At 61.4% G+C, this 10,660-nt stretch carries 9 protein-coding genes, 1 tRNA gene and 1 pseudogene; 6 read left to right on the forward strand and 5 right to left on the reverse strand.

Annotated features, from left to right (window positions below; all coding sequences use genetic code 11):
• Nucleotides 1–394, reverse strand: a 394-nt coding sequence (locus ABW043_RS17635; protein ID WP_353922505.1) for a tetratricopeptide repeat protein, incomplete at its 3' end; no start/stop codon positions are given.
• Nucleotides 395–524: 130 nt separating this feature from the next.
• Entirely contained in the window at nt 525–2,165 is a 1,641-nt protein-coding gene (locus ABW043_RS17640; protein ID WP_353922506.1) for a tetratricopeptide repeat protein, read from the reverse strand.
• Nucleotides 2,166–2,342: 177 nt separating this feature from the next.
• On the opposite strand from ABW043_RS17640, the gene ABW043_RS17645 reads away from it, so the two are divergent.
• The 5 genes from ABW043_RS17645 to ABW043_RS17665 all read left to right on the forward strand — a co-directional run bounded on the left by ABW043_RS17645 (nt 2,343) and on the right by ABW043_RS17665 (nt 7,513).
• On the forward strand, nt 2,343–2,993 hold the full coding sequence (locus ABW043_RS17645; RefSeq protein ID WP_353922507.1) for a D-sedoheptulose-7-phosphate isomerase: 651 nt from the start codon (nt 2,343–2,345) through the stop codon (nt 2,991–2,993).
• 61 nt (nt 2,994–3,054) lie between these two features.
• The gene (locus ABW043_RS17650) at nt 3,055–4,014 is read left to right on the forward strand and encodes an NAD-dependent epimerase/dehydratase family protein (RefSeq protein ID WP_353922508.1); all 960 of its coding nucleotides are present in this window, start codon (nt 3,055–3,057) and stop codon (nt 4,012–4,014) included.
• Complete coding sequence (locus ABW043_RS17655) at nt 4,011–5,927, forward strand: HAD-IIIA family hydrolase (protein WP_353922509.1); 1,917 nt, start codon at nt 4,011–4,013, stop codon at nt 5,925–5,927. Before ABW043_RS17650 ends, ABW043_RS17655 begins: the two co-directional genes overlap by 4 nt.
• A gap of 23 nt (nt 5,928–5,950) precedes the next feature.
• The gene (locus ABW043_RS17660; protein ID WP_353922510.1) at nt 5,951–6,904 is read left to right on the forward strand and encodes a GHMP family kinase ATP-binding protein; all 954 of its coding nucleotides are present in this window, start codon (nt 5,951–5,953) and stop codon (nt 6,902–6,904) included.
• A gap of 75 nt (nt 6,905–6,979) precedes the next feature.
• Nucleotides 6,980–7,513 carry a class I SAM-dependent methyltransferase gene (locus ABW043_RS17665; RefSeq protein WP_353922511.1) on the forward strand — a complete coding sequence of 178 codons (534 nt, stop codon included), beginning with the start codon at nt 6,980–6,982 and terminating at the stop codon, nt 7,511–7,513.
• Between the two features lie 211 nt (nt 7,514–7,724).
• Here ABW043_RS17665 and ABW043_RS17670 read toward each other — a convergent pair.
• The 3 genes from ABW043_RS17670 to ABW043_RS17680 form a co-directional block, all read right to left on the reverse strand.
• Nucleotides 7,725–7,801: transfer RNA gene (locus tag ABW043_RS17670), tRNA-His, on the reverse strand.
• Between the two features lie 216 nt (nt 7,802–8,017).
• A complete protein-coding gene (locus ABW043_RS17675; RefSeq protein WP_353922512.1) occupies nt 8,018–8,446 on the reverse strand; it encodes a phasin in 429 nt (142 codons plus the stop codon).
• A gap of 207 nt (nt 8,447–8,653) precedes the next feature.
• Nucleotides 8,654–9,034 (reverse strand): phasin, encoded by a 381-nt coding sequence (locus tag ABW043_RS17680; RefSeq protein WP_353922513.1) that lies wholly within the window; start codon nt 9,032–9,034, stop codon nt 8,654–8,656.
• A 413-nt stretch (nt 9,035–9,447) separates the two neighbouring features.
• Between ABW043_RS17680 and ABW043_RS17685 the strand changes: the two are divergent.
• A pseudogene (locus tag ABW043_RS17685) lies at nt 9,448–10,660 on the forward strand (PAS domain-containing sensor histidine kinase); the annotation flags it as partial.

Consider the following 10,660-nt stretch of genomic DNA (forward strand, 5'->3'; position numbering starts at 1 on the left):
GCTGAAGGCAATTTGTGGCTTCGGTGACCCGCCCAACCTGCTTCAAGGCGTTTCCGACACCCGACCAGATCTCGGCGTTATCGGGTGCAAGCTTCAGCGCCTGATCGAACGCCTTGACAGCCTCATCATGCAAACCAGCTCCTTGAAGGGCCATCCCAAGGCAGGTGATATATTCGGCCTTCGGCTCCCGCTGGATCGCGCGTGTATGCCAGTCGATGGCTGCCTGGTAATTCTTGCGGAGCTGTAAAAGAGTACCCATCATGTTCAGCGAATCGGCGTGACCGTCGTCCGTCTCGATCGACTCCTCGCAGCACATTTCGGCCGCGTCGATTTCCCCGGCTTGTAGATGACGACGAGCGCCATCATAGAGCGCTGTTGCCGTAAGGCGAGACATGGTCATAGTCCTGATGAGTCGTTCCTATGCCTCATGAAATGGATGTTCCATGAGGTCAGCGGATTGCCAGATAAGATAGATGATTATTTGGGTTTCGGCGGGCGCGGTTGCCGATGATCGAAGGACCGGGTCAGCCGCCGCCTTCGGCTCCGCGCGCAAGGCCGTCATGCTTGCTGGCAATGTAATCGAAATAGCGGGCCGCTCCGACCAGCTCCCGGGCCATTTTCCTCAGATGTGCGGCGTGCGCGGGATGATCACCAAGGCTATTGGTCAGTTTGTGCCACCGCTCCCAGATGTTGGTTCCCCTCATGAGAAGAACGGCACCAAAGTAGGCGCCGGCTCCGTAGTCGTAGAGCTGGACGCTGCGATCGGCTTCGGGGCTGTCTTTTTTCCTCTGATGATGATGATAGACGCTGAAGCCCGGAAGCAGCGCGCCGGTGAAGCCATTCCACGATGCCCTCGCCGCCATTTCGATGTCTTCACAGCCCATCTTCGTGCCGGCCCCCATGGCCTCTTCGAACATTCCCGCTTTGTCGAAGACCCGGCGCAAGAAGAACATGTTGGCCCCCTGAATTGCGCCGGGGGGGATCAATGGGTAATTTTCCGGAATAATGATCTTCTCCGACACCCGGTAATTGGCCACCCGAGGATCATCATCCTCGTCGTAGAGCAGGATCTCGCCCATGCCGTACTGAAAAGCTGACGGCCTGACGGCGGCCAGAATATTCACGAAATGGTCGGGCTGGATGTAACAATCATCATCCGTGAACATTAGAAGCTCGCCCGAGCTAAGCTCGACTCCGCGATTGCGACCGGCGCCCAGGCTGTTTGCATCGGTATAGCTGGATTTGACTGGCCATTTGCCCGATGCGGCGAACTCCTTGAAGACATCCTGGGTGTGATCGGTTGAGCCCATATCAATCAGAACGATCTCGACCGGGCAGTCGGGAACGATGGCGTCATTGATTTTCGCCAGGGCGAGACGAAGCTGCTCCGCACGATTTCGCGTGCAGAGAACAAGAGACATGGATTTTACGGAATCAGCCGTATCCCCGGCGTGCTTGTCCTCGGCGTCCTTGCCTGCCGCCTCATCGCGCTTTTTCACTTCGGCCAGCGCGGCGGCCAGCTTCTTGTGGGCCTCTTGCCAGAACGGCACCAGGACGATCGCCCTTCGGAAGATGGTGACGGCTGACTCGTACTGATGCAAGTCCATCAACACGACGCCAAGATTGAAGAGAGCCTCGAGGGAGGTCTCTCGGGCGAGAAGGTCGCGGTAGGTCAAGGCCGCTTCTTCCAGCCTATTCTGACCGGTCAGCAGCACTGCAAGGTTTAGGCGGGCCTGGGTGTTCGAGGGATTGAGGTCCAGCGCGCATCTGTAGACTGCCTCTGCCTCCTCGAAACGCTGCAGGTCGCGCAACGCCCCGCCCAGCTTCGCGTGAAGGCCGGCATCGTTTACAGTGATTGCAAGCGCCTGCACGAAGGCGTCGACTGCCGCCTGCGTATCGCCCTGCCTGACCAGCGCATCGCCCAACGTTGCAAATGCCTGTGCGTTGTTGGGGGAGAGCGTGAAAACGCGTTGAAGCAGGCTCGCGCCTTCGGCGGCGCGGTTGGTGATAAAGGCAATCGCGGCGGACAGGTGCAGGGCGTGGACGTCGTCGGGATTGGATCGCAACAATTGATCGCACAGGGTTTCTGCGGACGTAAACGCCCCGGCCTGATATTCCGAGAGCGCCTGTGCCACGCTCGCCTTGACCGTAGAAAGCACCACCATTTCCCGAGCCCCATCCCATTTTCCCAGAAACTTTAACGCGGGAAATCCGGAAATCAGGCAGAGAAAACGGTCGCGCGTGAGCGCCTAAATCGCAAGGCGACGGTGCCGGCGAAACTGGACGTCGGTACAGCGAAATGGCTAAATAGCCAAGGGATGATTCTCTGCCCGGAGAATCTGGTGGGCGAGAATCGCATGGGATCGATACCATATTTCCCCAGCTCCATCTTCGAGGACGCTGGCAGTTATGCGGACGCCTATTTTGGCTTGTGCGCGGCGGCGGCCGCCACGGTTGAGCGAGAAGCGCTCGCGAAGGCTGGCCGCTTGCTGGCCGAACGAGCTGCTGCAGGCGCGCTGATCTTTTCTTGCGGCAATGGTGGTTCCGCGGCCATCGCCAATCACCTGGTCTGTGACTGCATGAAAGGCGTGCGGACCGGCAGTTGGCTGAAGCCGAAGGTCGTCAGCCTGTCCGCGACCGTTGAGCTCATTACCGCGATCGTGAATGACATTGGGCCGGAGCAGATGTTTGCGCACCAGCTCTCGTCGCTGGCTTCTCCCGGCGATGTGCTGATTGCCATCAGCTCGTCCGGAGCCTCGCCCAACATTATCCGCGCTCTTGAAACGGCGCGGGCGATGAAGCTGACCACGATCGCCATGACGGGGTTTTCCGGCGGCGAGGCCGCCAGGCTGGCTGACATCACGCTGCACGTCGACGCTCAAAACTACGGCGTCGTCGAAGATGTGCATCAGTCCCTTATGCATATCATCGCGCAGTATTTGCGGCACAGCCATCTTGAGGATTCCTCCTCGCTCGGATCCGTGAAGTTCTGAGGGATGCGGGAGGTCCGGCGGTGACTGCAAGGGACTGGCGAGACGACAGTGAGGAAGACGGATGGGGCTGCATCTGATCTGTGGCGGTGCCGGCTTCGTCGGCGTAAATCTGGCGCGCCGGCTACTGGCGGATGGCGAGAGCGTGCTTGCCGTTGACGACTTGTCGCGCGGCCGGCGCGAGCTACTCGCCGAATTCGACTCGAATCCGAATTTTGCTTTCAACCGTGTCGATTGCGCGAGCGCCGATGCCGTTCTCGCGACGATCAAAGACGCCGGTGAGCCGGTCGGTCATCTTTGGCACATGGCGGCCAATTCCGATATCCCGGCGGGTGTAGCCGATCCCTGCATCGATCTTGAGCGTACTTTCTTGACAACCTTCGGCGTGTTGCAGGCGATGCGTCACGCAAGAATCCCGGAGCTGCATTTTGCGTCGAGTTCAGCCATCTACGGCGACTTCGGCGAGGTGGAGATCCACGAGGACATCGGGCCGCTTGAGCCGATCTCGAACTATGGCGCGATGAAGCTTGCATCTGAGGCTCAGATTCGCGCCGCAATTGAGGCGTATTTGCCGCGCGCGGATGTTTTCCGCTTCCCCAATGTGATTGGTGTGCCCGCGACGCACGGGGTGATCTGGGATTTCGTTCGCAAGCTGAAAGCCACACCCGAACGGCTCGACGTGCTGGGTGACGGCTCGCAGCAGAAGGCCTATCTCCACGTAGATGATCTCATAGAGGCAATGCTGCACATCAGTCGCCTGGAAGGGCGCTACAAGGTGTTCAACATTGGTCCGGTCGATGCAGGCGTGACGGTAAGAGCGATCGCGGAGACCGTTCGCGATCGTGTGGCGCCAGCCGCGGTCATCGCCTATGGCGAAGGAAATCGCGGCTGGGTCGGGGACGTACCGCGCTTTCGCTACTCCGTCAGCAAACTCACCGCGACGGGCTGGACACCGAAGCTGGGTTCGGAGGGCGCCTTGCGAAAGGCCATTGCGGAGATCGCCCTTCAGGAGATCGGCGCTTGACCCAGGCGGTGATCCTCGCGGGCGGCAAAGGCACGCGGCTGGCCGAACGATTGAATGGACGCCCCAAGCCACTGGTCGCGGTCGATGGCGTGCCGCTTCTGGAGCGCCAGCTCCGCACGCTCGCAGCCCACGGCATCAAAGATGCCGTCGTGCTCGTCAATCATGCGGCCGATCAGATCGAGGCTTTCTTCGCCGGGCGCAACTTCGGCTGTACCGTGCGGCTCGTTGACGATGGCGTACCTAAGGGCACTGCCGGCGCGGCGCTCGCTTGTTTGGATCAGTTGGCCGACCGCTTTCTGGTCATCTATGGCGATACCCTGTTCGACATCGATATTGGCCATATGATTGCCGCTCACATGGCGGCCGGCGCCGATGCGACCTTGCTCCTGCACCCGAACGATCATCCAGCGGATTCCGATCTCGCCGAGCTTGATGCGGCCGGCAACATCCGCGCCTTCCATGCTTATCCACATCCGCCGGGCGCTCTCTTTCGGAATCTCGTCAACGCGGCTTTCTACGTTGTCGAGCGGCGGGCACTGGAGCCGTGGAGGAATTTCTCGACGCCGTGCGATTTCGCCAAAGATGTGTTTCCAGCCATGCTGGCGGCGGGCCAGCGACTACACGGCTATGTCAGCTACGAATATATCAAGGATCTCGGCACGCCGAAGCGGCTCGACAAGGTCGAGCGCCATTTGCGCGAGGGCGTGGTCGACCGGGCTCGCCGCTCTCATCCTCAAGCCGCGGTTTTCGTCGACCGCGATGGCACCTTGAACGAATTGCGCGGCTACGTGCGCAAGCCTGAGGAACTGGAGCTCTTGCCCGGCGTCGCAGAGGCCGTACGGCAGTTGAACGAGGCGGAATACCGGGTCGTCATGGTGACCAACCAGCCAGTCATTGCCCGTGGCGACTGTACGGAAGACGACTTGCGGCGCATTCACGACCGGTTGGAGGGCGCACTTGGGGCCGCGGGCGGCTATCTCGACGCGACCTTTTATTGCCCGCACCATCCGGACGGTGGCTTTCCGGGAGAAGTCGCTGCGTTGAAAGTCTCTTGCGAGTGCCGCAAGCCGGCCACGGGGCTGTTCCGTCGCGCAATCGAGACGATGAACATCGACACACACCGTTCCTGGATGGTCGGGGACAGCACCGCCGATATGCGGGCTGCCGAGCAAACCGGTCTGCGCTCCGTGCTCGTTGAAACAGGAGAAGGCGGCGCCGATGGCAAGTACCCCGCCGCACCCGATTTCGTCGCCCGTGATTTCGCTGCCGCGGTCGACCTGATTGTCGGTCTTTATCCCCGCCTCGTTGCCGAGGTTTCCGATGTCGTGTCGAAGGTTCGCGCGGGCGAGCTGGTTTTGGTCGGGGGCCTCGCTCGCAGCGGCAAGTCCACTCTGACAGGGGTGTTGAAGTGGGAGCTTCGAAGACACGGGCTGAGCGTGGAATCGATCTCGCTCGATCGCTGGATACTGCCGGCAGCCGAGCGAGGGCCGGGCGTGCAAGGGCGATATGGGCTCGCCGAGGCGCGCGCCGTTCTTGCCGACTGGCTTGCCGGAAGGGATGGCACGCTCTCGCTTCCCGCCTATGACCGGCGCAGGCGTGCGCGGGTCGACGGCGGACGGCTGCTGCTTTCGAAGGACACCGTGCTGATCCTGGAAGGCGTGCCGGCGCTCCTCGATGCCTGGCCGACGCCCCGTTCGACCCGGCGGCTCTACGTGGAGGCTGACGAAGGCGCGCGGCGGGCGCGCGTGATCGCCGACCTCGTCGATCGTCGGCTAGCTGATGCCGGGCAAGCGACTGACATCTATAGCCAGCGTCAATCGGACGAAGCGGCCTTGATCGAGGCGACGAGGTCACGGTCGGACCAGATATTTTCGCTCGATTCTTTGACACTGGTTGAACAGGAATCCCAATGATCATCAGTCGTACACCGCTGCGCATGAGCTTTGTCGGCGGAGGCAGCGACTTGCCGAACTTCTACCGCCTCCATGGCGGCGCAGTCCTTTCGACGGCGATCGACAAATACATCTATGTGAGCGTGAACCGGCACTTCAACGGGGGAATTCGGGTCGCCTATTCCAGGACAGAAGAGGTCGAACAACTGAACGAGGTCGAGCATCCTCTGGTGCGAACGACAATGGAGTTGTTGGGTCTTCAGGGCGGCGTCGAAATTACGACCACGGCGGACATCCCCTCTCGCGGGACCGGGCTGGGCTCCTCCAGCACGTTCACCGTCGGCCTCATTCAGGTGCTGTCGGCCTATCTTGGCCGACACGTCTCGGCCGCGGAACTCGGCCGAATGAGCTGTGAGATCGAGATCGATCGCTGTGGCGAGCCGATCGGAAAACAGGATCAGTATGCCGCGGCTTATGGCGGCCTCAATCTCATCGAGTTCAATCCGGATGACAGCGTCAATGTCATGCCGCTCATTCTGCCGAAGCAATCGCTCAAGGCGCTCGAGGAGCGAATCCTGGTCTTTTATACCGGGATCACCCGCAGCGCCTCCGGCATTCTGGCCGAGCAATCGGCAACGGTGGCCGATGATGCGACGAAGCAGGCGATGCTGAAGCGGATGGTCGCACTGACCTACCAGCTTCGCGACGAACTGCACCAGGGGCGGCTCGATTCAGTGGGCGGTATTCTCGATGAAAACTGGAGCCTGAAAAAGGGTTTGGCGGCCGGCATCAGCAACGGCGCCATCGACGATTGGTATATCGCCGCCAAATCGGCGGGCGCGCTGGGCGGCAAGCTCCTTGGAGCGGGCGCAGGAGGCTTCCTGATGTTTTACGCGCCGGTCGAGCGGCATGAGGCAATTGCGCGCGAGATCAAACTGCACCGCGTGCCGCTGAGCTTCGAACCGCTTGGCAGCCGTATTCTGTTCTACAATCCCTGATCGTGCCACCGGGCGGACGCGCGGATCGCTTGGCAACTTTCTACTCAGCCTTCAATTCGAAAGAACATCATCGGCATGACAACTCTGACGAAGCTCGAAATTGGCTGCGGCCAGCGTCCCACTCCCGGCTATATCCATAACGACATCAACGCCTTTGAAGGCGTCGATATCGTCGGAAACCCATGGGAAATCTCTCTTCCGGACGCCAGTCTCGACGAGATAATCGCTCTTGCGATCATCGAACATCTTACTTTTGAGCAGGTTCACAAGACATTCGCCAACTGCAAGCGGATGCTTCGCCCTGGCGGCGTGTTTCTATTTGACGTTCCTGATATCCCCGTATGGTGTGGCTACGTGACCGACCATTTCAAGGGTAAGCAGATCCCGTGCACCATAGAGCATGCGATGTCGACCTTGTATGGCTGGCAGCGTTGGCCGGGTGACGAGCATAAATCCGGATGGTATCGCGAAACACTGGATGCGGCCGTGGAAAAAGCTGGTTTCAAAAACCACAGTTATGGCGTCGAGGCCTTCCTGTCTCGTGGTCTTCAGCGAAACAGAATGACACGCGATTGGGATGCCCATCTCTATTGCGAGGCGAAGGCATAGTCATTGCGTCGTCGTGGTCTGTGAACTTGGTTCGCAGAACGGCGGATGCTTGAACCGGATTCCGGTCGATGCCGGCGCACCGCGCCGGAATGACGAGAGGGGAATCGGATCTATGACCAGAGTTAGCGGGTCCGTTTTTCAGACGGGCAGTGCCGGGCAGTCGCTAGCTCAGCGGCGACTCGCCTGAAACTCAATAAGCGACTGGCTTGATTGGTACAGTTGGGTGGGCTCGAACCACCGACCTCCTGTTCCACAGACAGGCGCTCTAACCAACTGAGCTACAACTGCATCGCATGGCCGCCGCGAAGGGGGGGCCGAACGGGCCGGAAACTAGGTGCAACGCGCGGATTTGGCAAGGCCGAGACGTTGCAAAGTCGGCCGCCGCGAGCGGGTATTTTCAACATGGTTTTGCAGACGCAAAACCCGGGCACAGAGCCCGGGTCTTGTCTCAACTCGCGCCGGACGACGTCGTGATCGTCGTCACATCCGGAAGGTGATGGCGGCTCAGGCCGCGGTCTTGAAGATCTTGGCCGCGCTGGCCTTGATCGGCTCGACCGCCTCGGTCGCGAACTTCTGGGTCAGCTCGCCAAGCTCCTTGGTCTGCGCGGTGTAGGTCTCGATCTGCTTGCGGGTGAAACCCGTCCACAGCTCGAACGCCTCGGTCGGCGACTTGATGCCGAACAGCTCCTGGGCAAAGTCCAGGTTCGACGTGGTGTTGGCCTTCACGAACTCCATCACCTTGGCGGAGTACTCGCTGGCGCCTTTGCTGGCGTTGACGAAGAACGCCTCGATCGCGCCGTTATGGCTCTCGGCGGCATCCTTGAACTTGGCATAGCTGTCGCGGGCCTGCGAGACGCCCTTCTCGGCGAAAGCGCGCATCTGCTCGGGAACTTCGAACGGAATGATGGAGGCAGAGAACGGATCGTTGGTCATGGCATGCATCCTTCGAAACAATGGAGATGGCCGGCCCCCGGCATGGTGGCCAAGCGTCGAATTTCGGATCACGCAGAGGAGATCGCCCCTGAGAGCAACCTCTCGTAGATGTGTATAGTGGCAATTTTGTGCAATGCAATGCATTTTAATGCATTGCCGCACGAGCGGGTAAAGAGGCTGTTTTTGGCTGGGTACGTCCGGTGGAGGTCAGGTTTTCGGTTTGGCGGCGTCCAAGGCGGCCTTGCTGACCACCTGGCCCATCTCGCTGGCCTGCTCGGCCAGGGCCCGCAGCTGGGCCTGGACGAATTCGCCGTGCAGCCGCATCACCTCGGGCAGATCCTTGGCGTGCACCAGCGACTGGGCATAATCCAACGAGGCCTGCACATTCTTCTCGGCGTAAGTCATCACCCTGGCGCCGATATCCTTGGCTCCGGCGCGCACCGTCGCACCGCGCTCCTCCAGCGTTCCAGCGGTCTCCTGCGCACTGGCGAGAAATTTCTCGAAAGTCCGGCGTGCCTGCTCGAAGCCCGCCTCGGCCATCGAGCGCACTTCCTTGGGGATCTCGAATCCACGCCCATTCTCGTTCATGGTCCACTCCTGTCCCGTTTGAGTTTTTTGCACCGGCACTGCGCCCAGGCCGGCCTATTTTTGATGTGACGTCCCGATGGCCGGCTCGCCCGGACCTGCCATTCCAGACGTTTTCAGACTATCCAACAATGGCTGCGCCGGTATGACGGGTGCGCCACGGTCGGACGCCCTCATCGTGAACCACCGCCGCGGAATTGCAATATGCAACTCTAGATAATCACCGCGGCCTCTCGTCCCGCTCGACGAAATGCCGGACACATTAAGGTTATCCAAGCATTAACCAGGCTCAAGCCGCCCCAAAAGTGGACCTTGAGATCGGAAACGGGCGATACTAACGGCTTGTTAAGGCTGCCATTCCTTTAAGGCCGCCGCCCACGGGACCGGAAGGCACCCTTGCTCGATCGACCACGCTCATGAGCCAAACCGACTTCCAGTTGCTGGGATTCAGCGATCCCCGGCTCGCCATCCACGCGGCCGGCGCGCTGCCGGCATGGTTGTGGTCAGCCGACGGCAGTCGGGTTCTGTGGGCCAATCCGATCGGCGCGAGAATCTTCGGCGCGAGCAATGGTGTCGCCCTCGCGGCGCGGACCTTCGGCCCTACCGACGCGCATCGCCGCCAGATCGCGCAGCTGGCACCACGACTGCCCGAGAACGGCGCGGTTCGACTTGAACGGCTGCGCGGCTTCGGCGCTCCGCTCGGCACGATGGCGACCTGCGGCTACGCCCGGATCGATCTGGCCGACGGCAGCCATGGGATTCTCGTCACGACGGCCGACGCTGGCGTGCGCACGATGCCGCTGGTGGAGCGCCTGCAGCGCCTGGTCGATGACAGCGCCGCCACGCTGGCGGCCTTCACCGCTGACGGCCTGATCGCCGGCGCGAGCGCGTCCGGGCGAAAATCGTTCGGCTTGCAAGATCTCAGCGACGATCACCTGGCGGAAGCGTGCGCGACGGCGCTTGCCGACGGCCACGCGCAGGCCCAGCTCGCGCTCGGCCGCGTCATGCTCTATCGCGTCGGCAGCGGCGCCGATGTCGGACTGATCGCCTTGTTGATGCCGGCCGGGGCACGCGCGGGCGAAACGGCATCGGCCGCATTGTCCGACGACGCAATGCCGGTGCAATCGAACCCGGTGTCGACCGAGATGCCTGCAGACCGACCACCAGCCGACGTCGCGCATGGCGAGACGGAGGCGCAGGATCGAATCACTGACGACGAGGCTCCGCAGCCGGCAATCGAAGCGGCCGCTCCATGCGACGCGCCAAGCATCGTCGAACACCGCAACGAGAGCGGTGCCGAGCCCGCCCCACCATATGCCGAGTCGGCTGCCGTGGGAGAAGCGAAAGCCGGCCAGACGCCATCGCTCGTAGACGAGCCGCACGTCACGCGCCGTCATCCATTGCGTTTCATGTGGCAGATGAATGCCGACGGGCGTTTCTCGCTGGTCTCGGACGCCTTCATTCACCTGATGGGCGGGCGCAGCGCAGCGCATCTCGGCCGGCCATGGCCGGAGCTAAGGGATGCGCTGGGGCTGGACCCGCACGGTCACGTCAGCGCGGCGCTTGACAGCCGGGAGACCTGGAGCGCCGTCATGGTGCCCTGGCCGGTCGATGGTGGTGGCAGCCTGC

This window comes from Devosia sp. (genome assembly GCF_040509215.1).
Classification (GTDB): Bacteria; Pseudomonadota; Alphaproteobacteria; order Rhizobiales; family Devosiaceae; genus Devosia.